At 41.7% G+C, this 25,666-nt stretch carries 18 protein-coding genes and 1 pseudogene; 12 read left to right on the top strand and 7 right to left on the bottom strand.

Annotation, left to right across the window (positions count from 1 at the left end; all coding sequences use genetic code 11):
* Positions 1–565: alpha-isopropylmalate synthase regulatory domain-containing protein (locus L8106_RS27345; RefSeq protein ID WP_009787803.1), on the top strand; the 565-nt coding region annotated here is incomplete at its 5' end.
* A gap of 112 nt (positions 566–677) precedes the next feature.
* Here the strand turns inward: L8106_RS27345 and L8106_RS27340 are convergent.
* On the bottom strand, positions 678–809 hold the full coding sequence (locus L8106_RS27340) for a CHAT domain-containing protein (RefSeq protein ID WP_009787802.1): 132 nt from the start codon (positions 807–809) through the stop codon (positions 678–680).
* Between the two features lie 399 nt (positions 810–1,208).
* On the opposite strand from L8106_RS27340, the gene rfbF reads away from it, so the two are divergent.
* The 4 genes from rfbF to L8106_RS27320 all read left to right on the top strand — a co-directional run bounded on the left by rfbF (position 1,209) and on the right by L8106_RS27320 (position 5,701).
* Positions 1,209–1,982, top strand: coding sequence for a glucose-1-phosphate cytidylyltransferase (gene rfbF / locus L8106_RS27335; protein WP_009787801.1), 774 nt, complete (start codon positions 1,209–1,211; stop codon positions 1,980–1,982).
* A gap of 8 nt (positions 1,983–1,990) precedes the next feature.
* Positions 1,991–3,037: an NAD(P)-dependent oxidoreductase gene (locus L8106_RS27330; RefSeq protein WP_009787800.1), complete on the top strand. Its 1,047-nt coding sequence runs from the start codon at positions 1,991–1,993 to the stop codon at positions 3,035–3,037.
* 14 nt (positions 3,038–3,051) lie between these two features.
* Positions 3,052–4,281, top strand: a complete 1,230-nt coding sequence (locus L8106_RS27325) for a class I SAM-dependent methyltransferase (RefSeq protein WP_009787799.1) — start codon at positions 3,052–3,054, stop codon at positions 4,279–4,281.
* Positions 4,282–4,471: 190 nt separating this feature from the next.
* Positions 4,472–5,701 (top strand): class I SAM-dependent methyltransferase, encoded by a 1,230-nt coding sequence (locus tag L8106_RS27320; RefSeq protein ID WP_009787798.1) that lies wholly within the window; start codon positions 4,472–4,474, stop codon positions 5,699–5,701.
* A 308-nt stretch (positions 5,702–6,009) separates the two neighbouring features.
* On the opposite strand, the gene L8106_RS27315 is transcribed toward L8106_RS27320, so the two are convergent.
* Complete coding sequence (locus L8106_RS27315) at positions 6,010–8,154, bottom strand: peptidase domain-containing ABC transporter (protein ID WP_009787796.1); 2,145 nt, start codon at positions 8,152–8,154, stop codon at positions 6,010–6,012.
* Between the two features lie 773 nt (positions 8,155–8,927).
* Between L8106_RS27315 and L8106_RS27305 the strand changes: the two genes are divergently transcribed.
* The gene (locus L8106_RS27305; protein WP_009787794.1) at positions 8,928–10,001 is read left to right on the top strand and encodes an HlyD family secretion protein; all 1,074 of its coding nucleotides are present in this window, start codon (positions 8,928–8,930) and stop codon (positions 9,999–10,001) included.
* Between the two features lie 302 nt (positions 10,002–10,303).
* Positions 10,304–10,522, top strand: coding sequence for a DUF4327 family protein (locus L8106_RS27300; protein WP_009787793.1), 219 nt, complete (start codon positions 10,304–10,306; stop codon positions 10,520–10,522).
* Between the two features lie 134 nt (positions 10,523–10,656).
* Here the strand turns inward: L8106_RS27300 and L8106_RS27295 are convergent, their stop codons facing one another.
* Complete coding sequence (locus tag L8106_RS27295; RefSeq protein ID WP_009787792.1) at positions 10,657–11,886, bottom strand: protein kinase; 1,230 nt, start codon at positions 11,884–11,886, stop codon at positions 10,657–10,659.
* Positions 11,887–11,923: 37 nt separating this feature from the next.
* The gene (locus tag L8106_RS27290) at positions 11,924–13,081 is read right to left on the bottom strand and encodes a SpoIID/LytB domain-containing protein (RefSeq protein WP_009787791.1); all 1,158 of its coding nucleotides are present in this window, start codon (positions 13,079–13,081) and stop codon (positions 11,924–11,926) included.
* Positions 13,082–13,269: 188 nt separating this feature from the next.
* On the opposite strand from L8106_RS27290, the gene L8106_RS30090 reads away from it, so the two are divergent.
* The 3 genes from L8106_RS30090 to L8106_RS27275 all read left to right on the top strand — a co-directional run bounded on the left by L8106_RS30090 (position 13,270) and on the right by L8106_RS27275 (position 16,068).
* Complete coding sequence (locus L8106_RS30090) at positions 13,270–14,220, top strand: HNH endonuclease (protein WP_009787790.1); 951 nt, start codon at positions 13,270–13,272, stop codon at positions 14,218–14,220.
* A gap of 194 nt (positions 14,221–14,414) precedes the next feature.
* The gene (locus L8106_RS27280) at positions 14,415–14,654 is read left to right on the top strand and encodes a BrnA antitoxin family protein (protein ID WP_232228593.1); all 240 of its coding nucleotides are present in this window, start codon (positions 14,415–14,417) and stop codon (positions 14,652–14,654) included.
* A gap of 565 nt (positions 14,655–15,219) precedes the next feature.
* Positions 15,220–16,068 (top strand): hypothetical protein, encoded by an 849-nt coding sequence (locus tag L8106_RS27275; protein WP_009787788.1) that lies wholly within the window; start codon positions 15,220–15,222, stop codon positions 16,066–16,068.
* Positions 16,069–16,103: 35 nt separating this feature from the next.
* On the opposite strand, the gene L8106_RS27270 is transcribed toward L8106_RS27275, so the two are convergent.
* Positions 16,104–16,361 (bottom strand): hypothetical protein, encoded by a 258-nt coding sequence (locus L8106_RS27270; RefSeq protein ID WP_009787787.1) that lies wholly within the window; start codon positions 16,359–16,361, stop codon positions 16,104–16,106.
* A gap of 664 nt (positions 16,362–17,025) precedes the next feature.
* On the opposite strand from L8106_RS27270, the pseudogene ltrA reads away from it, so the two are divergent.
* A pseudogene (gene ltrA, locus L8106_RS27265) lies at positions 17,026–18,752 on the top strand (group II intron reverse transcriptase/maturase).
* Between the two features lie 336 nt (positions 18,753–19,088).
* Here ltrA and patD read toward each other — a convergent pair.
* Positions 19,089–19,445: a heterocyst frequency control protein PatD gene (gene patD, locus L8106_RS27260; RefSeq protein ID WP_009787784.1), complete on the bottom strand. Its 357-nt coding sequence runs from the start codon at positions 19,443–19,445 to the stop codon at positions 19,089–19,091.
* Positions 19,446–20,131: 686 nt separating this feature from the next.
* On the opposite strand from patD, the gene L8106_RS27255 reads away from it, so the two are divergent.
* Positions 20,132–22,399: a bifunctional (p)ppGpp synthetase/guanosine-3',5'-bis(diphosphate) 3'-pyrophosphohydrolase gene (locus L8106_RS27255; RefSeq protein ID WP_009787783.1), complete on the top strand. Its 2,268-nt coding sequence runs from the start codon at positions 20,132–20,134 to the stop codon at positions 22,397–22,399.
* A 121-nt stretch (positions 22,400–22,520) separates the two neighbouring features.
* Here L8106_RS27255 and L8106_RS34675 read toward each other — a convergent pair.
* Positions 22,521–25,666: DUF4912 domain-containing protein (locus tag L8106_RS34675; protein ID WP_009787781.1), on the bottom strand; the 3,146-nt coding region annotated here is incomplete at its 5' end.

Below are 25,666 nucleotides of genomic sequence, written 5' to 3'. Positions count from 1 at the left end.
CTTTGGCATTGAACTTGATCGTCATCATCCCACTTGTCGGCAAATTTTGCAACGGTTGAAAGAGTTAGAACATCAGGGTTATCAGTTTGAAGCAGCCGAAGCAAGTTTTGAGTTGTTAATGCGAGAGGCACTATTAACTCGAAAAACGTTGTTTGAAATTCAAGGATTTCAGGTTCATTGTGATAAACGAACGGAAGACATGAGCAATTCTTTGGCGACGGTAAAAGTCACGGTCAATGGAGAAGAAATATTAGCTTCTGCCGAAGGAAACGGCCCTGTTTCGGCGTTAGACTCGGCGTTAAGAAAGGCGTTATTGAGTTTTTATCCGAGTATTGCTCAATTTCAACTGACGGATTATAAAGTGAGAATATTGGATGGGAGAGAAGGAACATCTGCCAAAACTCGGGTGTTAATTGAGTCCAGTAATGGTCAGAAACGGTGGACAACGGTTGGCGTTTCGACGAATATTTTAGATGCGTCTTATCAAGCGGTTGTAGAGGGGTTAGAATATGGTTTGTTGTTGACTCAATCCCAACAAAATTCGATTTCACTGAAGTTGAGTTAAATATATTTATCCCCCGAAATCCCCCAACCTTGGGGGACTTTATGACTGTTCCCTGATCCGGCGTTCCCTGTTCCCGATTCAAGTAGCGCTATAGTATTAAATTCCCGTTCAATTAATCTGTCATCGCTGTCCAATCTCCAACTAGAACAAACGCCGCCCAAAAATAGGGATGTTGATATTGTTGAGAATTTAACATCTCTAACTGAGTTTGTCGCAACGCCTCTGAACGTCCTTGATTTTGCAACAATTAATAGTCCTAAACATCCAATAAAAAGCGTTAGCCAGAGGAAGGGGTTGAGGGGTGTTCGCTTCATTGGGTAGATAGTCGCGCCAAGTTGATTATCACTTATGTCTAACGGGTGTTGAGTTATGCACTCATTAAGTGTTCTCAGAAATAGGGCTTGCTAAACAACTGAACCTATTCTCTCTCTCAGACTCAACCCTCGATTTTTACTTGAAGTTATTACAAAAGTTGACTGTTGGAAGCGCGAGCGCGCGTTTCGCCCCCTATATCCTAGAAAAACATATTGCCTGAATCTCTCTTTTGTAAAGCTTTGATGAAATAGTATACGAATCTCTTGACAATTGGTATTTGTGATGTGAATCTTTTTTATGAATGATGTGATCACCAAAATTTCTTAGTATGAAAGTTGGAATACTGGCAGGCGGTTTAGGTACTCGTCTTTCGGAAGAAACGATAGAGAAGCCGAAGCCAATGGTAGAAATTGGGGGTAAGCCTATACTGTGGCATATTATGATGCACTACTCCCAGTCTGGTTTTAAAAATTTCACGATTGCTTTGGGATACAAAGCTGAAGTGATCAAAAAGTACATGGTTGATTACTGCTCTCTTAATAGTAACTTGACTGTTAATGTACAGACAGGCTCTTTCGAGATGCACGGCGGAACCAAACCTGACTGGAATGTTGACCTGATTGATACCGGGCTTTACACAAATACTGGAGGTCGAATTAAGCGTCTCGCTCCCTATATGGGAAATGAAACTTTTATGCTGACTTGGGGAGATGGAGTTTCAGATTTAAACTTACATGATTTGTTAGCTTTTCATCGCTCTCATGGTAAGCTGGCGACATTAACTGCGGTGCGTCCGGCTGCCCGTTTTGGTCACTTACAACTCGATGATGATCAAATTGTAGAATTTTCAGAAAAACCTCAAACTCAAGAAGGTTGGATCAATGGGGCTTTCTTTGTGTTAGAACCGGGAGTATTTGATTATATTGAAGGCGATGATACTCAGTGGGAAAAAGCACCTCTAGAGAATTTAGCAAAAGAGGGTCAGCTTATGGCCTATAAATATGCAGGCTTCTGGCAATGTATGGATACCTTACGGGATAAACGTCGGTTAGAAAGCTTGTGGGAAAGTGGTAATGCACCGTGGAAAACTTGGCAGGAGTAAGTAAAAAAATGCGTGTTTTAGTAACAGGTCACAAAGGATATATTGGTACAATTTTGGTGCCTTTATTGCTGACGAAAGGACATGAAGTAGTTGGTTTAGATAGCGATCTTTACCAGCAGAGTACCTTTGGAGAGGGAATTGCTAATATTCCCGAAATCGTTAAAGATGTACGAGATGTTGAAATTTCAGATTTAGAGGGATTTGATGCTGTTCTTCATTTAGCCGGATTGTCTAACGATCCTTTGGGAAATCTCAATCCTGATTTAACCTATGAAATCAATCATTTAGCTTCCGTTCATCTGGCAAAGTTAACCAAAGAAGCTGGAATTTCCCGCTATATTTTCTCCTCGTCTTGTAGTAACTATGGCGCCGGGGGAAGCGACTGGTTAACTGAAGAATCTGCCTTTAATCCGGTGACTCCCTATGGTCGTTCTAAGGTCTTAGTTGAACAAGATGTTGCCAAACTTGCCTCGGATAACTTTAGCCCTACTTTTCTTCGCAACTCAACCGCTTATGGGGTTTCTCCTCGTCTACGGTTTGATTTAGTTCTGAATAATTTAGTCGCTTGGGCATTTACAACCGGAAAAGTTTATATCAAGAGTGACGGCACACCTTGGCGACCTATTGTCCATATTGAAGACATTTCTCGCGCCTTTCTTGCCGTTTTAGAAGCCCCTCGAGAAAAAGTTCATAACGAAGCCTTTAACGTTGGACGCAACGAAGACAATTACCAAATTCGAGACATTGCCAATATCGTTAAAGAAGTTGTTCCCAACTGCGAAATTGAATACGCCGCAGATGGAGGCCCAGATACCCGGTGTTATCGAGTGGATTGTCGTAAAATCTTGCGCGTTTTACCAGAATTTCAGCCCCAATGGAACACTCGCAAAGGCGCCGAAGAACTCTACAATACCTATAAAAAAATTGGGTTAACTCTCGAAGAATTTGAAGGCCCTAAATACAAACGCATTGCCCACATTCAAAAATTACTGGCTGAAGGACGCTTGAATAAAAACCTGCGTTGGCAAACGGATGCCGCTGCATCTGCCGTATAAGGAAAGTAGAAAAGATGCCTGATCAAATGCCCCCTTGTCTTTCTTGTGGTTCCCAAAATCTAAGGTCTATTATTGATTTTGGATATACCCCTTTAGCAGATGGACTGTTAACAAAAGATCAACTCGATCAACCGGAATATACTGCTCCTTTAGAACTGGCTTTTTGTCCAGACTGTGGGTTAGTTCAAATTACCGTTAGTGTTCCACCAGAGATTTTGTTTTGTCGGGATTATCCCTATTTTTCCTCTGTTTCTCCTTCTTTACTCAAACACTTTGGAGACAGTGCAAAAGCGATTATTGAGTCTAGAAAACTTAATGATCAAAGCTTTGTACTTGAAGCGGCGAGTAATGATGGCTATATGCTGAAAAACTTCGTTGAAGCCGGAATTCCCGTGTTAGGAATTGATCCCGCTTCTGGCCCAGTAGAAGCTGCACAAAAAGCAGGGATTCCTTCAACCTGTACCTTTTTTACGCAAGATTTAGCCAAAGAATTGCGCTCAAAAGGAAAACAAGCAGATGTTTTTCTAGCGAATAATGTTCTTGCTCATGTTCCTGACTTGAATGGTTTTGTTGAAGGAATTAGTATTCTGTTGAAAGAGACAGGAGTTGCTGTCATTGAAGCACCTTATTTAGTTGATTTAGTCGAACATTGTGAATTTGACACGATCTATCACCAACATTTGTGTTACTTCTCTGTCACTGCTTTAGACAACTTGTTTAGAAGGCATTCTCTCTATCTCAACGACATTCAACGCACCTCAATTCATGGCGGTTCTTTACGTTTATTTGTAGAACCTAAAGAGGCGGTTAAAGACTCAGTGAAGTCTCTACTCAAAACAGAAAAAGAACAGGGCGTTGATCGCATTGAGTATTACAAAGACTTTGCGAATAACGTGGAAGCGGTTAAGAATGGTTTGCTTGAAATCTTGTGGGATTTGAAGAAGCAAGGGAAACGAGTTGTGGGTTATGGTGCTGCTGCTAAAGCCACAACAATGTTGAGTTATGTGGGAATCAATAAAACCCATTTAGACTACATTGTAGACCTGAATAAATTCAAACAAGGTCGTTATATGGGCGTGAATCATCTGCCCATTTTTCCGCCAACAAAGCTGTTAGAAGACCAGCCGGATTATGTGTTGATTTTGGCTTGGAACTTTGCTGAAGAAATTATGAAACAGCAAGAAGCTTACAAACAGCAAGGCGGGAAATTTATTGTTCCGATCCCTAAACCTTATCTAGCTTAGATGAGTTAATTTTGTGAGTCAGAGCTTTGCATCTACTTTATTCATAGACTCCTAGAAAACACATAAATAGTCTCTTTTTTGAGACTGTTTACCTGTTAATCTCTTGAGTCCATGTCAATAAATACAACCATTGAATTAAGTCTAATCGGCTTAAGCATTGCAGATAAAAATCAAAATATTGGAGCCAAAAATGACAACGATTAAACCTTCATTATCTAACGATTCAAAAACCGAAGTCACAGTCGAAAATTCAACTTGTCCAAACTGTGGTCATCACGGACTTTCCCCGTTTTATGAGGTGAGTAATGTTCCAGTTCATAGTTGTTTAATGCTCTCCACTGAGGAAGATGCTTTAGACTTTCCGAGTGGTGATGTGGTACTAGGATTTTGTGAACATTGTGGCTTTATTACGAATATTAAGTTTGATTCTAAGTGGTCAGCTTATGCTCCCAACTATGAAGATCAACAAAGTTTTTCCCCAACTTTTAATAAATTTGCACTTGATTTAGCCAATCGTTTGATTGAAAAATACGATCTTCACAATAAAGATATTGTCGAAATTGGGTGTAGTAAAGGAGACTTTTTACTGCTTTTATGTGAGTTAGGAAATAATCGGGGCGTTGGAATTGATCCGAGTGTTGTTCCAGGACGAGTTCAGAGTGAGGCGGCTGAACGGGTAACGTTTATTCAGGATTATTATTCTGAAAAACACGCTGAATATGTCGGTGATTTTATTTGCTGTCGCCATACCTTAGAACATATTCAACCCACCTTTGAGTTTATCAAAACGGTTCGTCGTTCTATTGGCGATCGCACTCATATTCCTGTGTTTTTTGAGATTCCTGATACCATTCGGGTTCTCAAAGATTTAGCATTTGAAGATATTTACTACGAACATTGTTCTTATTTTACACCCGGATCACTCGCTCGGTTGTTCCGTTCTTGTGGCTTTGAAATTACCGATCTTTATGGAGATTATGGGAATCAATATTTAATGATTGAAGCAATGCCTGTTGAAATCCATTCTGAAAAAACACATTCTTTTGAAGAAACACTAGAACAACTCAAGCAGGATGTGAAACAGTTTACCGCTACAATTCACGATAAGTTAACCCGTTGGAAACAAGATTTAGAACAATGGCAAACTGTCGGAAAACGAGTTGTTGTTTGGGGTTCGGGTTCAAAATGTGTAGCTTTTCTCACCACCCTTGATACCATTGATAAAATTCAATATGTGGTTGATATCAATCCTCATCGTCATGGTAAGTTTATTCCGGGTGTTGGAAAACAAATTATGTCCCCAGAATTTCTCAAAGAATACCAACCGGATCACGTCATTGTCATGAACCCAATTTACTGTGATGAAATTCAGAAAATGTTAGAGGATATGGGTGTAAAAACCCAAGTTATTCCGCTTTAAAAAGACTGAAGGTGGGGGGGGTTATCACAATCTTTGTGACAAATGCAGGATTTAATCTGGTTTTTTATTGTCAATCATGATCGTACAATACAGAAGGTCAAAGATGACTTAATAATCGGTGGTTGAAGCTTGGGATTTTGTTAGAATGAAACAGCCCCGCCCTTACTTGGGGGCTGGGGGAATCAAGGTAGCGCCTGAACTGATGTATGAGGCTAAAGTTCAAAGCTTGCTTGCTAAAATTAGTCTTAATGCTGGCTTTTAGCACTTATTTATGAGAGTTGTTAGCTGATGCTCTATCTTTCCAATAATTAAGGCGTTAAAAATTGCAAATGTTCACCGGGTAAAGCTTGTAATTGGGATAAATTTCCCTGAAGTTTAAGTTGACCTTGATCTAACAAAATAATCCAATCTGCTTGGTTAATTACTCGGGGTCGATGACTAATTAAAATGGTTGTTTTTCCCTGTCGTTGTTGCAGGAGTCGATGGAAAATTTCACTTTCGCTGAGAGGGTCTAAACTGGCGGTTGATTCGTCTAAAATTAAGATAGAAGGATTAGTTACAATCGCTCTAGCTATGGCTAACCTTTGTCGTTGTCCGCCGGAAATATTCGCCCCAAATTCGCCTAAAATGGTCTGATATTTTTCGGGAAGTTGACTAATAAATTCATCTGCACCCGTAATTTGACAGGCGTGTACAATGGCTTCAAAGGGAATTCCAGGGTGTCCTAACTGGAAATTTTCGATAATAGAACGACTCCAAAAATGAGCGTCTTGAGGAACTAAAACCACCTGTTGACGTAGACAGTCGAGGGATAAATCTTGTTGGTTGTAGATGCCTAATCTAATATTACCCGATTGTAGAGGATATAAACCTGCAATTAATTTAGCGAGGGTACTTTTTCCACAGCCAGAACGTCCAATTAAAGCAATAGTTTTCCCACCTGGAAATATGACTGAAAATTTATCCAGTAAATTGACTTGTCCGCCGTAATAAAAGGTGATATTATTACAGTTGATATCAGCGTTGGGTGGAATATAGGCAGAAGGTTTTTGATCGGTTTCTAAGCTTTCAGAACTCGCATCTATCACATCGGCTAATCGTTGTGTTACTGTTTGTACCCGAGTCAGGTCATCTGTAAATCGCACGATAGAGTTAACAAAAAGAGTCACATTTCGTTGGAGGGTGAGAAAGGCAAGAAGTTGACCAATACTGAGGTTATTTGCCATCACAATTCGACTCCCAAACCAAAGTAATGCAACTCCCCCCACTCCACTAACTAACCCTGAAAAAATATCATTGATAATTGCAATTTGAGTGGTTCTAAAGGCGAGGTTTGCTTGTCGTCCGAAACGAGTTTGAAATTCTTCCCAGAATTGCGGGGTGCTATTAGTGGTTTTGAGAGTCATTGCACCTTTAAAGGTTTCAACTAAAATCCCTTGAGTTTCGGCTTCGACTGCAAAGAACTGACGTGTTTTTTGTCGTAATGTGGGGAGTAACGCCAGAGTTGATAAAACCATTAATCCCCCAATTATTAAAGCGGCGACAGTCAGGGGAATGCTATAAATCAGCATGACAATTAGAGAAATAATTGCCACTAAAAGCTGACTGGGTAAACTCACAATAAATTGAGATACAAACTGATTGAGTTCTTGAATATCTTTGAGACGGCTAACAATATCGCCCCCTCGATGAGTTTCGTAGTAACTGAGGGGAAGGTGCAACATTTTTCGCCCAAATTCCATCACCAATCCCAGTTCTAAACGTTGAGAAAAGTGAATGATTAAGTTCGATTGTACTAAACCTAAAGCACTACTGAAGATATTCATAATTACCACTGCAATCACAATCGAACGCAGGAGTTGCAGGTCTTCTCGAACTAAAACTTCATCAGTAATAATCTGAATTAAAAACGGAGAACCCAGAGAGAGTAAACCCAGAACAATATTAATCGCAAAAACTTGAATCAGAACTTGACGATAAATCCAGCTTCGTTTAATCCATCGCCATAAATGAGTAATTTGATCGCTCTTTTGCAGGAAAAACCGTTCTTGATCCGGTTCAATTAATAAACAAACCCAGTCATTCCATCCTGCGGCTAATTCTTCTTTGGAGAGGTGAAGAATTCCCAGTGCGGGATCAGCAATAATATATTTGTGGCGTTGATAGCCGTACAAAACAACCCAATGATAACCTTTCCAGTGAATAATTAAAGGGAGAGGAACTTGATCAATTTCATCTAAAATATCAGGGTCAGCCCGGACAGGTCGAGCGTTAAACCCAACAGCTTCGGCGCCTTGTTTGAGTCCGAGTAGGGTAGTTCCTTGTTGACCAGTACCGGAGACTGATCGCAAATGAGGAAGGGTAAATGTGCGTCCGTAATATTTGGCGACTGAAGCCAGACAAGCCGCCCCACAGTCTTCTTGGCTATGTTGTAAAACAACGGGATATTTCATACAACGGGTGATTTTGTCTCCAACCGATCAAGAAGGCTTTTTACTTGCTCGGGATCGAAAGTGTACCAGTCAATCGTGCTTGTTTTACAGCTCATCAGTGATCAGTTCAGTCTCTCCTCATCTTCCCACAAGGCAAAAGTCAGAAGTCAAGATTTCCTCATGTTCCGATTTCCGAATAACAACCCCAAAAAAACACCCGCAACTTACGGGCGCTTTTGGCAGGACTAAGTATCAAAACTGAAGTGCTATGGTTTACAGCACCTTTAAAAAAAGATTAGTAGCAATAACGGGGAGAACCACTATGGTAAGCGGGATAGTAATGATAGTCGTCATGGTAGTCATAGCTGGACTTCTTATAGGAGTAGCAGTCATAGTAGTGACCACCATTGATAGTGGAAGACTCTTTTTTGGAGATCTCAGTAAAAAGTTTCTTGGTCTTTTTTTCTGCCATGGTAAATATCCTTGAAACAACAGATAGATTGTGCTTTGATGTGATTAACTTCAGACTGAAAACCCCAGAAAATTAATCCAAGGATTGACGAACGCCTGAGAAGTTGCGACTATGTTAACAGGTAAATTACGAGATTTCTAGTAGATTTGCTCAAAATCACGTTAAGATTTGTCAGAATGCTAATTTTTGGACAACCGATCTCTCGGGAGTCGTCTATCTTTGGATAGATGTAAAATCGAGTCCTATCAGTTTCAGTGATTAGGGTTTGCTCCGCGTCTAGAACGGCTTTTTTGGACTGCTCTTTTCAGGTGTTTCCTGTGTTATGGCTTCCAACTTCCAACCGATAGAACTTCAACCTCTCGATAGTGATGATTTTTTACCGCCGATTGGTCGCTGGACACAGTGGGCGGGAATGTTATTATTGGGAACTTTTGGAGGATTGGTTGTGCTGGCGGGTTTTATTCGCTATACTCCCAGTGTTAGAGTGCCTGTAGTGGCTCAACCCGAAGGAGATGTTGAACTGGTCTCGGCAGCGACGAGCGGCATTATAGAACAAATTGTGGTTCGGGAAAATCAACCGCTCGAACAGGGAGAAGTGATCGCTTATGTGAATCAGTCTTTGCTGTTGACTCAAAAGCGTAATCTCCAAGCGCAACTGACGCAGTTGAAACAAGAACTTGATCAACTTGATCAATATGTTGCCACCCTCGATCAGCAAATTTTGACGACATTAGAATCTAAGACTTCTCGGCGCGCGCGTCAAAAGTTGGATGATTTGTCGGTAGAGTTAGCAGTCGTTGAGCTAACCAAGTCAACTCCTGAAGTGGCTCAAGAATTTGCTCAAGAACGGCGAACCCTTCTCAAACAGCGATGGCAAGTGCAAAAGCAGTTTGTTCAATCTCAAAGCCAGCTTGAACAAATCACCAGCCTGATCGGGCATAGTACCATTCGGGCGCCTCAGGCGGGGACGATTATTCAACTTGATCTTCCCAAACCGGGTCAAGTCGTAGAGTCAGATACAATTATCGCTCAGATCGTTCCGACTCAAGTTCCCCTGATGTTTTTGGCGTTGGTCGCGGAGAAGGATATTTCCCGCATAGAGATGGATCAACAAGTTCATTTACAAATTGCTGTTTATCCTTTTCGAGAATATGGTATCCTCAAAGGAAGGGTGAAACGAATCTCCCTCAACGGCAATGCTCCTCAAGCCTCTGCTCGTCAAACGTCTAAAGCATATTATGAAGTTCTCATTCAACCGGAAAACTCGTATTTGGTGAAAGGCAATCATCAGTACAGTATCTATTCGGGTATGGAGGGAACGGCTGATATTCTCGTTACTCAAGAGCGTCTCTTAGGCTGGGTTTTGAAGAAAGCCAAATTAGTGAGCAACTTTTAAAATCCTGAACTTAGGGAAAGAGTTTGATAACTTCATCTAATCCATCAAGCTTAGGTTATAAAATGGTGTGGGAAAAGTTCTGTGTTGAAGTGGAATTATTGCCGGATCAATTTGATTTTTGTGCCAGAAATAACACAAATTGAAATCAACTATGTTATCTTATGATGTAGGTAGCTCATTTCCCAACAGCTCCACAGTTTATGCGTAACTAAACTCTCAAGACTAAACTCTCAAGCACTCACACAAAAGCATTGGGAAAAACAACAAAAGAAAACCAAGACTTAAACAACTAAAGAGGTATTATGAGCCAACAGGTTATACACCAGATGGACAAACTTCAGCGTCAGGTGGATTCCCTCGTTAAATCCGATCTAATCAAGCCCACCGACCGCCTTTGGAAAATCGCATTTCTCTATGGCGACGAGTGGAAATATTGGAAAAAAGAACTGTTAGAGTTTGGTTTTTCCATGCAAGATCCGATTAGCGAACTCCTCGCCGTAGAAGGTTGGGACGAAGACTAAGCATCAACACATCCCAACGTCAAGAAATCGCCATTTTATAGCTTGATTTTGAGGGATTTCTAGCCGTGTTTGAACAGAGAAAATGATGACAAACATCAAATACACTCATCTGATTAATAAACTAAATTAATCAATCAATTCAAACACTCTCGTAAAGCTTGACAAAGGTGTTGGGCATCCTGATAGCGATCGCGAGGTCGATATTCTGTCACTCGTTCAATCACAGTTCGCAGTTCAGGGGTAATGGTCGGAACGCTTTCTAAACTAAAACCATAGCTATCGTCCCGTTTGCCATAAAAGTTTAAAGGACTTTCACCCGTTAATAAAAAGATAAGTGTCGAACCGATCGCATAAAGATCAGAAAGCGTCAGAGGTTGTCCTCGATCCTGTTCGGGGGCGCTATATCCCTCTGCCCCAATCCGGGTTCCGGGAGGAGTTCCAATCTCCTTAACCGCCCCAAAATCAAGGACAACAATCCGTTGATCTAGATTTCGCAATAGCAAATTTGCGGGTTTAATATCTCGATGAATAATGGGCGGATCTTGAACATGAAGGTAACCTAACACCTCACAGGTTTGGATCATCCAATTAATTGCCTGTTGGGGAGTAACTGGCCCTCGATACTGTACGATCTTTTCTAGGTCTTGACCATGAACCATTTCCATCGCCAGATATTTTTTCCCCTCTTCCACAAAAAAGTCATAGAACTGAGGAATTCCCTCATGGTTTAACCCTTTGAGAGTACGGGCTTCTCGTTCAAACAGTTCTTGGGCTTTGGCAATTTGTGCCATGTCTGCATTCATTTCTTTGAGAACCACCAACGCCGGAATTCGGATCTGACCCAAAGTTTGAGGTAAACTCGACTCCGCATTCCAAGCCAGGGTTGTTGTTCCCATTCCTCCCTGTCCTAACGTTCTTAAAACGTGATAATTGCGGATACTGCGTTCAATATGAATCGGTAAACCGCAATGAATACAAAATAAATTGTTGGGTGGGTTTCCGGCGTGAGTACAACCGGAAGTATTGGGGATGGAAACCGGACGAATGAATTGCCAGTTGAGTTGAAGTAGCGGGCCACCTTTTGCTAACTCAATTAAAATCCCCTCTGTGACGACAGCTTGAGAAGTTAGCACCCCATTAACAAAAGTGCCATTTGTCCCCTTATTGACTAACATCCACTTGAGGGGATTCTCACTCAGTTTACGAAGTTGTAGATGATAACGAGACACCAACGGATCAACAATCACAACCTGATTATCTGAAGCCCGTCCGATCTCAATCACAGACTGATCCTCAAATTTCCACTGTTTTTGAGGCGTTTTATTCTGGGGATCAAGTAGCGTCAACGTCAATACATCAGCCATTGGAATGATTCACGACTCAGCCGCAAAACAGAAGACTCTACTGCACTCGAATTTTTGCCAAACTCGTATTCTGGTAATAGTGCATCAGAATTTGATAATAAGTATATCCAGCCCTAGCCAAATTATAAGCCCCCCATTGACTCAAGCCCACTCCATGTCCAAAACCGCGCCCAACAATCGTAAAGTTAGTCGAATTGGGTTGACGGTTAACGCGAAAACGAGTGCTTCTCAGTCCTAACGCTGCGGCAATTGCTTCTCCCGTCATCGTGCGAGTCCCCCCCTCACCGACCACTTTCATCGACAAAATACTTCCAAACGCCGTAGTTTGTTCAGGAGTCATCGACACGACTTTACCGACCCCAGAAATGCGCCCAGACAAGTCAGCTTGAGAAAACGTTCTCGTCCACTCAAACACAGGCGAACCCTTGTCATAGTCCGGTACGCCCCGCAAATAGGGCAAAGCATTATCCCAAACATCCTCCACATTTTCCGTATGTCCGCCCGAGGACGAATGAAAAGCCGCTAGAATAATTTGACCGTTATGGGTGAGAACTTGTCCGGCAGTTGAGTTGACAGCGGCTTGAGTTCCCCCAGATTCAGTCGCTAACCCTTTATAAACCTGCCACATTTGATCATCACCGAGATCATAAACCCCGTTGCTGCGTTCTCGCTTGTACAGGGCGTAAGTTCGGGCGGCTACAGCTTGGGCTTTCAACGCTTCGAGAGGCCAACCTCCATCCATTTCCGCCCCTAATACGCTGTAAAGGTATTGTTCGAGATCGACATAGTTAACTGCGGTTATCCCGCCATCGTCGGGAACCAACAACACCCGCCCCCGATACCAACCCTCTCCGATCCAAACATGACCATTTCCCGTCGGTTCGACCCAGAGTTGACTGCCTTTCCATTCACCCAAAGAAATATTACCCGAGTTGGGTTTTGCCACCAGTCCCCCTTGGGGAGAAATTTGTCCTAACGTTTGACCATTGGCGTTGCGGACAACCGCTGGGGTTGAACTTCCCACTTTCACCTGATCGGCTTCTTCTGTTACAGCAACCCGCAACAACACCGCAGCCTGGGCGGGTGCGACCATTAACAACCAAAATAGTAGACAAACCCAACCCCAGTGTTTGATCGGTTTAATCTGTTGTAGAGGAGACATAAAAAGACCCGTCAAAAATAATCCAGCTTTCATCATCTCAGACTTGAGAGTTGTATTCAGTCGGTACGGCAACAGCTAGCGTAACCGTTCAGCCAAATTATTCTAACCTCTTAAAGAACAATCTTCAGCTTGCATCACTAATACTTTTAGGCACTTGATCGCTTTGTCCTCATTAAATGTTCACAAAGTTATACTAGGAAAACAAAAATATTGGTGAGTGTATGACGATCAATCAAATAGATATCAAGCTTCTTTGGGGTAGGGCTGCAAGCAGATGCGCTTTTCCAGATTGCCGGATTGAACTAACTCAAGATAGTCAAGCTACTTCAAGTAGCTTACCAATTGGGGAGCAGGCACATATAGTAGCAAAGGAACTAAATGGCCCTCGTGGTGAAAGTCTACTAACCAAAGAAGAAAGAGACTCTTACGCAAACTTAATTCTTCTATGTCCTACTCATCATAAAATTATTGATAAAAATCCAGAAGATTATCCAGTTGAGAAGTTACACGCTTTTAAGACTAATCATGAGCTTTGGGTTCAGAAAACATTGTCTCCGGCATTGAATTTAAATCAGCAAGCTGGAGAGCTTATTTATACAAATATAATTGATTTAGCAGTTGAATACTGTCATTTGTCTCAATGGCATCAATGGACATCTTTGGCACTAGAAGATCCCCCAAGATGGTTTTTTGAGTTACCCCATGATGTCTATAAATTTCGCCAGAAGATTTTGAGTGCTGATTTTCCCGGCACTTTAATAGAGTTGGAGAAAGCGGTTAAAACTTTAAGTATATTGCTGAATAAGGCTGCCAATACTTTTCAAGAAAATTATAACTATGAAATATATCAATGTTCTGATGGAAGAAAATTTTATAATGGGATTCGATTTTATAAAATATTAGAGTGGAATCCAGAACGATACCATAAATTACTTCAAGAGTATGATAATTGGGTAGAAAAATGCCATCAACTTATTATTGATGCTACTAAAGCCGCAAACTGGTTTAGAGAAGTTGTTAAAAGAGATATCAATCCTATGTTTTTCGCGGTGGAAGGTAAATTTATAGTTACATATTCGCCATTAAACTTTTCAATCGAGTCTCTACTGCCAGAATACACACAAGAAGAGAAGGATCGTCTTCCTGACTCTTTATCAAAAAATGATGAATAAATCTGTGATTCAGGGATATGATAAGCAGTTGTGATTTGCTTACCATAGGTGATTGTATATTTGTCATAACTGCGATTAAAACTTAATGTAAGCACCGTCGCTTTCTTGAATAGGTTGATAATTTGAAAACAAGAAGGAACGTAAATATAATGAAAGCTGAGACATTAAAAAAGCGTTTAAATAAAAATCGTCCCATGACAACAATCACCATTCGTATTCCCGAAGATGTGATTGAAGATTTAAAGAAAGTTGCACCTATTCTTGGGTTTTCGGGTTATCAACCGCTCATTCGTGTCTATATTGGGCAAGGACTTCGAGATGATCTTGAGCGTTTGGAAGGAGATACTGTATCTGCATTAATTGCTAGTTTAAAACGTCGTGGTGTTAGTAATGAAGTCATTGAGGAAGCACTGAAAGAAGTTAGCCAAAAGTAGTTCTAGTTTGGGGTAATAGTCAGTCAAGTAGATTAGCTGACAATGTTGCTAATCCGGTATTGAAAAGACGCTTTCCGATCACGATTATCATCAGCTAGAATAGTCATCTAGCCCGATCAAAATTGGGGAACTTCCATCCAAATTTGATCGGCTAGGAATTTTGAGAAGGTGAGAAAATATCAGAATCTCCCCAACTGAAAATCTCAGAAAAACTCAGCCGAATTTTAATTCTAGGTTAGAATTGTAATAAAATTAAGTCGGGTGCGTGATTGACCGCGTAATCACTCTAAGGCGTTAAAAGTTCTTGACAATTTAAGTGAGTTTAAAGGGAGACATCAGCCTCCCTCGTTAAATGCTGGATTAACCTCCAGCCGCAAATGTTCCGATAATTAAGATTGACAATGCCATACCGGGCAATAGAAGCACTCCCAGTAACAAAAGTTCGTGTCCAGTCATTGGTTTTTAGACCTATAGTCACTATAGGATGTAACATAACATTCATTTTTGATCAGTCTGAAAAATCTTAACCTTTATTTTAGAGCTATTTTAATCGGAGAATTAATCAATGAGACGACGCATTAAAATATTATCGTTTACCGTAGCAACGACAATTGCCCTCTTATTGGTGGGTGCAACTTTGGTTGTCTTAGGAATTTTTGACGAAATTCTTAACTGGGATATTTTTAGCGCTAAAGTTGAAGCTGTTTTAACTGGGATATTTTGGGCGAGTGTAGTCTTGAGTATTTTTGGAGTGGCGATAACTTTTGTACTCGGAATTCAAGAAATTGTCAGAGCGATAGGTTCTCTACAACGCTATCCTGATTTAGAGAGTTCTAGCGTTGTTCCTGAAGCACCTAAAACAACTTATCTGCTTTATATGGTGGGATTGGTTTCGGTATTTTCAGCCTTAATTGCGGCTCTTTCTGTAATCAATAATCGCATTACCGTTCATCGCAGTCAAGTTTTTAAAGAAATTGCGGCTAAACAAATGGAAAAGTTACAAACTAAATGGGTGCAACAAGTGAGTCAAATTACCACTCCACCCCGTAATAATGTACCGATTTCCTTGAATGAACTGATTCAAAGTGTTGTCAAATTATCCTTTGTGAATAACATGATTTTGTATTTGCCGGATACTGAAGATCAAACCGTTATTTGGAGTTATAATTCTTGGGGAACTTACAAGAAAGAGAATGGCTTTGAGCGGACTTTTGTTGCTAAAGAATATGAACAAGCAATTCAAGCTACATTTCTCGGAAGACCTGAACTTTTACAAGTGATTAATGATCGCACAGGGTTTACTTGGTATTATGTTGTAAAAAATCCTCAAGATCAGACGATGGCGATTTTAAAAATTAATGGAAATGCTCAGGAAAACTTTAGAGAATATCGTTTAGATAGTGAATCTAATTAAACATTGAGACTCCGACAACAAGATCTCTTTCTTCTTCAACTCAAATCGTATAAACAAACAAATGCTCCTTTTTGTTTGTAAATATCAATTTGACGACCGATTGTATTCAGATAAGATAATAATGTTTCTGTTTCTGAGTCATCAACCCTAAAGATAATCCAAACTCGTTTTTGACCTCGAAACGGTTCAAACTCTTGTTGGTATCGTTCCCATTCCTCAGATGAAATTTCACCTTCGTCGGGGAGTTCATAGGTTCCTAAACTATAATCAGTTGTGCGAGACGTTCCTGCCAAAGTAAAGGGATAAAACCCGAAACGTAAGCAGGGAAGTGGTTATTGAAAAACATAATCCACTTTAACTTTGAAAAATGTGACCTTAAAGGAAGGTCAAACTCGGAGTCAATGGTATGAGTTACAGAACCTTAACAGGCAAAAGTAACCCAAATCCAAAGAGTTAAGGCAATTTCCACAGTGTCAGACTGATTATCAAAACACTGAAGCTGGGAATAACGGGAAATCAGGTATAAGTCAAATACCAAAGAAGTTCTCTAGCCAATTGTCCAAGAATAACGAAAGTGAACGTCTGTATTGAACCGTCGTAACTATTAAGTAGCGAAAATGACTTGATACGCTGCGTTCAAAAGAACAAGGGGAATAGGTAGAAGTTTTTGTATACTTCTACAAAGAGGTAAGAATTTATTACTGCACTTACACAGACTCCCAAAAGTACCCCGGCGGAGAGGACGATTCTAAAGGCAATAACCCCGTTTTCAAGGAACGTTAAAAACCCTCATCTACTCCTACAGAGGTCGAATACTGTTAGGTAGCCACAAATCTAAGGCGTATGTTATGAGGGGGAAAGATGGAGTCAGAAGCTAATGCCCAGATGTAATGTCTAGGATACGCCGATAGATTCCGGTCAAGTTGTTAGGTAAAGTTTCAATTAGCAGTTAAAACGGTGAAAACGAGTATAACCAAGACTACGACTGCATGGAATAAAATCAATTGGGCGAAAGTTCAACGGATAGTATTTAAGCTGCAAAAGAGAATTTACCAGGCATCATTATCGGGACAAAATGCGAAAGCTCGAAAGCTTCAAAAGCTCCTAGTTAAGTCGTATTACGCCAAACTCTTAGCAATAAGAAGGGTTACTCAAGATAACCAGGGTAAGAAAACAGCCGGGGTAGATGGAATCAAATCTATTACACCCAATCAACGGTTAGAACTTGCCAAAAATCTAAGCAAATACCAAAAGGCAAAACCACTCCGCAGGAAATGGATACCCAAATCCAAGGATGAAAAACGCCCTTTAGGAATCCCAACTATACACGACAGAGTAAGGCAAGCTTTGGTAAAATCTGCGTTAGAACCACAATGGGAAGCCAGATTTGAGGGGGAAAGCTACGGGTTTAGACCCGGACGTTCAGCCCATGACGCAATGTCACGAATCTTCCAAAGTATCAACAAAGGCGAATATTACATCTTAGATGCTGACATCTCAAAGTGTTTTGACCAGATTAGCCATGAATACCTACTGTCCAAAATTGATTGTCCATCAATAATAAAAGCCCAAATCAGACAATGGTTGAAGGCTGGAGTTATGGACAACTGCATATTTGAGGCAACAGAGGCAGGCACACCACAAGGAGGTGTCATTAGTCCTCTACTTGCTAACATCGCACTGGATGGAATGATTAGGCTCATAGAACAAAAATTCCCAAAAAAGAATGGCACAGTTCAAGCCAAAGTCATCAGATATGCAGATGATTTTGTGGTAATCAGCCCACAATTAAAAATCATTCAACAAAGCCAAATTGTCATCGAAGAATGGTTGAAACCTATCGGGTTAGAACTGAAAACAGCCAAAACCCGTATATGCCACACACTAAGAGAAATTGAGGTAAAAGGCATAATGGTTAAACCAGGATTCGACTTTCTAGGGTGGAACTTCAGACAATACCCAGTGGGGAAACACCACTCCGGTAAGACTGGTAGTGCGAACTCAAAACTACTAGGGTTCGGAACCATAATAAAACCTAGTAAGAAGGCAATAAAGCTCACGCGGATCAGGTTAAGGAAGTTATTAAAACTTACAAAACTGCACCCCAATACGCACTAATCAAACGCCTAAACCCTGTAATTAGAGGATGGTGCAATTACCATTCCAAGATTGCCTCCAAAGAGACATTCTCCTCTTTAGACCATATTACATGGCAAAGATTAAGAGCATGGATAGTTAGCAGATGCGGTAAAGCCAGTTACGATAAACTGAGGAAATACTTCAGGAAAAACGGTAATATGGCATGGAGTTTTGAAACCAAGGATGGTTATAAACTACTAAACCATGCTGAAACAACTATTAAACGTCACGTAACTATAAGACCTGAAGCATCACCCTATGATGGAAACTGGACTTATTGGAGTACACGAAAAGGCACATCCTACGATGTACCTAAACGAGTAGCAAATTTGCTCAAAAAGCAAAAAGGCAAATGTAAATCATCTGGACAATATTTCACCCCAGATGATATTGTAGAAATCGATCATATCATCCCAACGTCTGTAGGCGGTAAAGATGAATACAAAAATCTGCAATTATTGCATCGCCATTGTCACGACATTAAAACGGCAACCGATGGGTCTTACAACTCAAAAGAAACCGGATGTTCTGATGATAACAGATAACTTGTACTAGGAGCCGTGTGCTGTGAAAGTAGCAAGCACGGTTCTGAATGGGAGTCGGAGGTTGTAAAACCTCCTTCGACCCCTAATTGAGAATAGCCTAATTTTGGGGCATATCCACAAAAAACCGGGAGGTGCAGCTTGATTATTGTCGAGGGGACTGAGTAACTGGAAATAGGAACGGTTAACGATGTTTAATGCTAAATTAGCTTCATCAAACCATATAGAGCGATTATTGAGATACTGAACCAGACGCACCACAACGCCAAAAATCACAAATCCGACAGATATAGTTATGGATTTGCTAAAATGAGACACAGATTTCATTAGTCAATGCTACTATTTATCTAACAAAGACTTACAATAGCTCATTAGGGTAGCAATACGCGATCGCATTTGAGTTTGCCTAGTTTGCAGGGTTGTATTCTGACGAGAGGTTTGAAGGAAGCGAAAATCCATCTCCAAAAGTCGCATCTGTTTGTGAATTTCTGTTAAATAGGATTGTAGAGGTGATACCAGCGAGGGGTCTACATCCTGATCCCCCAATTGTAGGATGTTTTCTAAAAGCTGTTGGGCTTGTTTGAAAGTAGCTTTCAGGGTAGCTTTGTCTAGATTCACCTCTGTTAACTGAACTTGGAGTCGTTCGAGGGTTTGTTGCAGTTGAGCGATCGCTTGACGATGCTGTTCAGGTAACATAATGTTAAGAAATTCGTATATACTGTCAATATTAACCAAAGCTTAAAGCTTTAAAATCTTAAGATTAGGCAAATTTCACTTACGACCCCCCAGAGACACAAGCCTTATTAGGTAACGTCTCTAGGCTTTACAATCCCCGTACAACGCTTAATTCGGTGAGTTAGCATCAAGCAAACGCCGTGGTGTGGTTATACCAAGTTCGCTAACTCAAATATACTGACTCACCTAAAAAAAGATGAAGAAAGAGTTATCAGTACCACTGAGAGAAATGAGAACTCTCCCAGTCTGTCAGATTAGGAAAACGGGGATAGACAGACTCAATATCAGTCCACACGCTAGAACTGATTAAAGAGAACTGACAACTGGTAACTTCGTCGAATCATCACAGCTTGCTGACCCTCTCCGGGTGAGAAAGCAGCTTCATACTTGCCATGCTGAGTAGCGGAAAACTGCTCTATACTTCAATCTTTGCCTCCGATGCTGGACTAAGACTGAGAGGTGCGACAGAAGCAACTCAGTCATAACTCAGTCATCGTTGTCATTAAAATTCTAGCAGGTTGCCCGATCTTCAAGATCAGAGCAACGGGGTAGAACTTCTACTCACCCTTTAATTTTGTCTCAAAATGCAAGATCTATGTCGCTTGCAGGTTGTGAATTTTTATCTGTAATTCTTAGGTTTAAAGATCATGAACACTCGGACTATAACAACCCCAATCAACTCCGACTGCGCGATCCCAGACTGGTTACAACAGTGTTTGCAGCAATATCATAACAATAATTCTTGCTCAGATCAGTCTTGTCCTGATAGTGAAATTGTTTGTCGGGCTTTTGAGTTTGCCTACAAACTACACGAAGGACAGTATCGAAAATCCGGAGAACCTTATATCAATCATCCCATTGCAGTTGCGGGATTATTGCGTTATCTAGGCAGTGAAGGGACTGTAATTGCCGCAGGTTTCCTCCATGATATCATCGAAGATACGGAAGTTACACCCGATGAACTCGAAAGCCATTTTGGTTCAGAAGTTAGACAACTGGTAGAAGGCGTAACCAAACTCTCAAAGTTTAATTTTTCTAACAAAACAGAACGCCAAGCCGAAAACTTCCGCCGAATGTTTTTAGCGATGGCAAAAGATATTCGGGTGATTGTCGTGAAGTTAGCAGATCGACTTCATAATATGAGAACGCTAGAGTTTTTACCCGATCACAAACGTCGGAGTATTGCTCTAGAAACCCGAGAAATTTTCGCCCCATTAGCCCATCGATTAGGGATTGGTCGATTTAAGTGGGAACTAGAAGATTTATCCTTCAAATATTTAGAGCCAGAAGCCTATCGCGAAATTCAAAGTTTAGTTGCAGATAAGCGCAATATTCGCGAAGAAAAATTAGCAGAAGTTGCAGATTTTTTGAGAACTCGACTAGAGAAAGCCGGGATTAAATCTTATGAAGTAAATGGCCGACCCAAGCATCTTCACGGTATTTATCGTAAAATGCACAACCATCAAAAGCAATTTCACGAAATTTATGATTTAGCAGCCCTGCGTGTGATTGTAGAAACCAACGAAGAATGCTATCGAACTTTAGCCATTGTCCACGATGCTTTTCGTCCGATACCAGGTCGGTTTAAAGATTATATTGGTTTACCCAAACCTAATCGCTATCAATCCCTACATACCGGGGTGATTGGTAGTACAGGCCGTCCAATAGAAGTGCAAATTCGGACAGTAGAAATGCACCATATTGCTGAATACGGGATCGCCGCGCATTGGAAGTACAAAGAAACGGGCGGTTCAAATTATGCCAAGATGAGCAATAGTGATGATAAGTTTACTTGGTTGCGGCAATTATTAGAATGGCAAAATGATCTCAAAGATGCCAATGAGTATTTAGAGAGTATCAAGAATAATTTATTTGATGAAGATGTCTATGTCTTCACCCCAGAAGGGGATGTCATGGTTCTTTCTCAAGGGGCAACAATGGTCGATTTTGCCTATCGGATTCATACCGAAATTGGCAACCATTGCAAAGGCGCAAAAGTCAATGATCGGATTGTTCCTTTGGATACGGTATTGAAGAATGGAGATATTATTGAAATTCTCACTCAAAAAAGCTCTCATCCGAGTTTAGATTGGCTGAATTTTGTTCGTAGTAGTACCGCTAAAAACCGGATTCGTCAATGGTACAAGCGATCGCATCGGGACGAAAATATTGATCGAGGTCGCAATTTACTCGAAAAAGAAATGGGTAGAAATGGCTTTGAATCCTTGCTCAAATCCGAAGCCATGCAAACCGTTGTTCAACGATGTAATTACCATAGTGTTGATGATTTGTTAGCCGCTTTAGGATACGGCGAAGTGACTTTAAATCATGTGGTCAATCGACTGCGAGATGCGGTAAAAGGTCACACTCATATTCCAGAAGCATCCCTAGAAGAATCTCAAACCAATCTTCAGGTGGCGAACATGGTTCCTCCTGCAACTCCTGCTTCTTCGAGTAAATCTCCGATTGCGGGAGTCGAAGGATTGTTATATGGAATAGCGGGTTGTTGTAGTCCGATTCCAGGCGAACCCATTATTGGGGTTGTAACTCGGATACGGGGAATTTCTATTCATCGACAAGGTTGTGAGAATGTGAATAAAGTCTCCGGCGATCGCTTAGTTCCGGTGAGTTGGAATCCCGTTATCCAAAATGGAAGTCGTCCTCAAACCTATCGAGTCAAAATTCAAATCGAAGTGTTTAACCGTGTTGGTGTGTTGAATGATATCTTATCCCGATTAAAAGATAATAACGTTAATGTTTGTAGCGCTCAAGTGAAAACCTTCCGAGATGCGCCTGCATTGATTGAATTAGGGATAGAAATTTGCGATCGCGATCAACTTGAACATACTTGTGTTCAGATTAAAAATATCAGCGATGTGTTGAACCTGAGACGGCTGAATAAAGTGCTGAAATAAGTTGAATGGATCTAAAGTTCAGGTTTGTTAGCTTCTGACTCCAAAACCCCTCGATCTGATTCGAGGGGCTTTATTTTAGGAATTGATTTGATTATTTATGAATTGAATTATGAATTGAAAATTAACCAATCCATTCTAAAACTGCTTCTTCTTTTGTATTGGTGTGACGATCTGGGGTTTCACGATTAAAGTTCATGTGAATAGAACGAGTTTGTTCACCGTCAGCAGCCACCGCCATAATCGGATAGTCAATCACACCATCGGGGAAGGAAACTTGAATGCGGAAAGTACCATCCGAATTCAGTTTAATGGGTCGCCCACCAATCGTAACAGTTGCATCGGGTTCAGTAGCACCGTAAATGATTAATTCGGCTTCCGCGACTAACCAGAACTTACGGGGACGCACAGGAGGTATAGAAGCCCCCATTCCCACACCAGACATTCCAGTACCGGACATGGTTAAGCCCATCCCATAACCCGACATATTCATTCCCGCACCAGAAGCGGTTAAACCAGCGCCAGACATCGTTTGTCCGACACCAGACATATTCATTCCCACTCCAGACATCCGTTCTCCAATTGCAGCCCCAGAAGTAGTTAAACCCGCACCAGACATCGTTTGTCCGACACCAGACATATTCATTCCCACTCCAGACATCCGTTCTCCAATTGCAGCCCCAGAAGTAGTTAAACCCGCACCAGACATCGTTTGTCCGACACCAGACATATTCATTCCCACTCCAGAAGCAGTTAAACCAGCGCCAGACATCGTTTGTCCAACACCAGACATATTCATTCCCACACCAGAAGCAGTTAAACCCGCGCCAGACATCGTTTGTCCAACACCAGACATATTCATTCCCACACCGGAAGCAGTTAAACCAATACCAGAAGCAGTTAAACCCGCGCCAGACATCGTTTGTCCAACACCAGACATATTCATTCCCACACCGGAAGCAGTTAAACCCGCGCCAGACAGGGTTTGTCCGACACCAGACATATTCATTCCCACACCAGAAGCAGTTAAACCCGCACCAGACATTGTTTGTCCAATTCCTACGCCAGAAGTGGTTAAACCCGCACCAGACATTGTTTGTCCAATTCCTACGCCAGAAGTGGTTAATCCCGCGCCAGACATCGTTTGTCCAACACCAGACATATTCATTCCCACACCGGAAGCAGTTAAACCCGCGCCAGACAGGGTTTGTCCGACACCAGACATATTCATTCCCACACCAGAAGCAGTTAAACCCGCACCAGACATTGTTTGTCCAATTCCTACGCCAGAAGTGGTTAAACCCGCACCAGACATTGTTTGTCCAATTCCTACGCCAGAAGTGGTTAATCCCGCGCCAGACAGGGTTTGTCCGACACCAGACATATTCATTCCCACACCAGAAGTGGTTAAACCCGCGCCAGACATCGTTTGTCCGACACCAGACATATTCATTCCCACACCAGAAGCAGTTAAACCAATACCAGACATTGTTTGTCCAATTCCTACGCCAGAAGTGGTTAAACCCGCACCAGACATTGTTTGTCCAATTCCTACGCCAGAAGCCGTTAAACCAGCGCCAGAAGTGGTTAATCCCGCACCAGACATTGTTTGTCCAATTCCAGACATGGACTTCGCCATTCCCACTCCAGAAGCCGTTAAACCAATACCAGAAGTGGTTAAACCCGCACCAGACATTGTTTGTCCAATTCCTACGCCAGAAGTGGTTAAGCCAACGCCAGACATGGTTTGTCCAATTCCTACTCCAGAAGTGGTTAAACCTACACCAGAAGCAGTTAAGCCTACACCAGAAGTAGTTAAACCAGCGCCAGACATCGTTTGTCCGATTCCAGACATGGACTTCGCCATTCCAACACCAGACATCATTTGTCCGATTCCTACTCCAGAAGTGGTTAAACCTACACCAGAAGCAGTTAAGCCTACACCAGAAGTAGTTAAACCAGCGCCAGACATCGTTTGTCCGATTCCAGACATGGACTTCGCCATTCCAACACCAGACATCATTTGTCCGATTCCTACTCCAGAAGTGGTTAAACCTACACCAGAAGCAGTTAAGCCTACACCAGAAGTAGTTAAACCAGCGCCAGACATCGTTTGTCCGATTCCAGACATGGACTTCGCCATTCCAACACCAGACATCGTTTGTCCGATTCCTACTCCAGAAGTCGTTAAACCTACTCCAGAAGTAGTTAAACCAATACCAGACATCGTTTGTCCAATACCAGACATGGACTTCGCCATTCCCACTCCAGAAGTAGTTAAGCCAGCGCCAGAAGCAGTTAAGCCAACTCCAGACATAGTTTGTCCGATTCCCACTCCAGAAGTGGTTAAGCCTACTCCAGAAGTGGTTAAACCTACTCCAGAAGTAGTTAAACCAGCGCCAGACATGGTTTGTCCGATTCCCACTCCAGAAGTGGTTAAGCCTACTCCAGAAGTGGTTAAACCAGCGCCAGAAGTAGTTAAGCCTACTCCAGAAGTGGTTAAACCAGCGCCAGAAGTAGTTAAGCCTACTCCAGAAGTGGTTAAACCAGCGCCAGAAGTGGTTAAACCAACTCCAGAAGTGGTTAAACCAACTCCAGAAGCAGTTAAACCTACTCCAGAAGCCCATTGACCCACACCAGAGGGTAAGACGTAGGAACTTACGGTTTCTTCGTGTAAGGAAACCTGGTGCATAGAACCAAATAATGAACCTGTAACCCTTGTCGCTTCTAGGTCATCTATACCAAAAATCTCTTTGTAGAGGCGGTCTTCAGTATCATTTCCAGGTTGAGTGGGTGGGGTCAATTCTGCAAAGGTTTTACCCTGAAGTTCCTCATCCCAGGATACGGTAATGAATTGATCCTCGATCCAGTCTGAGGGATATATGGGCGGAATACGAATCGCCGCAGAACGAGCCAAGATCAACCAGCGACCATCTGCACAACGATAACCAATTTCTATCACATATTCGCGATCGCTAACAGGAATCGGTACATACCATTCCCGAGCAAGTTCATCACAGGGATATTCCTGAATGCTGTGGGGACTTTGATAGGCTAGGTTAATCTCTGTAACATCGTAAATTCTCAGAGCGAGTTGTTCTCCTCCTTGACGGCGAAATTCTTCTTTGTGTTCGCTAGAGACATCCCAGTACGCATAAGCCCATTCTGGATCTCTAGCCATCAACACAATGCGACTTAAACCATATCCGATGGGTAAATCAGCGAGTTCTTCGTCTACAGAGGACAAAACTTCATCTACTTGTTCTGCTT

This window comes from Lyngbya sp. PCC 8106, from assembly GCF_000169095.1.
Classification (GTDB): domain Bacteria; phylum Cyanobacteriota; class Cyanobacteriia; order Cyanobacteriales; family Microcoleaceae; genus Capilliphycus.
This window is presented reverse-complemented; position numbering and strand designations above follow the sequence as displayed.

Bases quoted from the DNA above. Each gene is read 5' to 3' on its own strand.
- L8106_RS27315 (WP_009787796.1), bottom strand. From the start codon at position 8,154: ATGAAATATCCCGTTGTTTTACAACATAGCCAAGAAGACTGTGGGGCG.
- rfbF (WP_009787801.1), top strand. From the start codon at position 1,209: ATGAAAGTTGGAATACTGGCAGGCGGTTTAGGTACTCGTCTTTCGGAA.
- L8106_RS27320 (WP_009787798.1), top strand. From the start codon at position 4,472: ATGACAACGATTAAACCTTCATTATCTAACGATTCAAAAACCGAAGTC.
- L8106_RS27255 (WP_009787783.1), top strand. From the start codon at position 20,132: ATGAACACTCGGACTATAACAACCCCAATCAACTCCGACTGCGCGATC.
- L8106_RS27290 (WP_009787791.1), bottom strand. From the start codon at position 13,081: ATGAAAGCTGGATTATTTTTGACGGGTCTTTTTATGTCTCCTCTACAA.
- L8106_RS27305 (WP_009787794.1), top strand. From the start codon at position 8,928: ATGGCTTCCAACTTCCAACCGATAGAACTTCAACCTCTCGATAGTGAT.
- L8106_RS27275 (WP_009787788.1), top strand. From the start codon at position 15,220: ATGAGACGACGCATTAAAATATTATCGTTTACCGTAGCAACGACAATT.
- L8106_RS27295 (WP_009787792.1), bottom strand. From the start codon at position 11,886: ATGGCTGATGTATTGACGTTGACGCTACTTGATCCCCAGAATAAAACG.
- L8106_RS27330 (WP_009787800.1), top strand. From the start codon at position 1,991: ATGCGTGTTTTAGTAACAGGTCACAAAGGATATATTGGTACAATTTTG.
- L8106_RS27300 (WP_009787793.1), top strand. From the start codon at position 10,304: ATGAGCCAACAGGTTATACACCAGATGGACAAACTTCAGCGTCAGGTG.
- patD (WP_009787784.1), bottom strand. From the start codon at position 19,445: ATGTTACCTGAACAGCATCGTCAAGCGATCGCTCAACTGCAACAAACC.
- L8106_RS27325 (WP_009787799.1), top strand. From the start codon at position 3,052: ATGCCTGATCAAATGCCCCCTTGTCTTTCTTGTGGTTCCCAAAATCTA.
- L8106_RS27280 (WP_232228593.1), top strand. From the start codon at position 14,415: ATGACAACAATCACCATTCGTATTCCCGAAGATGTGATTGAAGATTTA.
- L8106_RS30090 (WP_009787790.1), top strand. From the start codon at position 13,270: ATGACGATCAATCAAATAGATATCAAGCTTCTTTGGGGTAGGGCTGCA.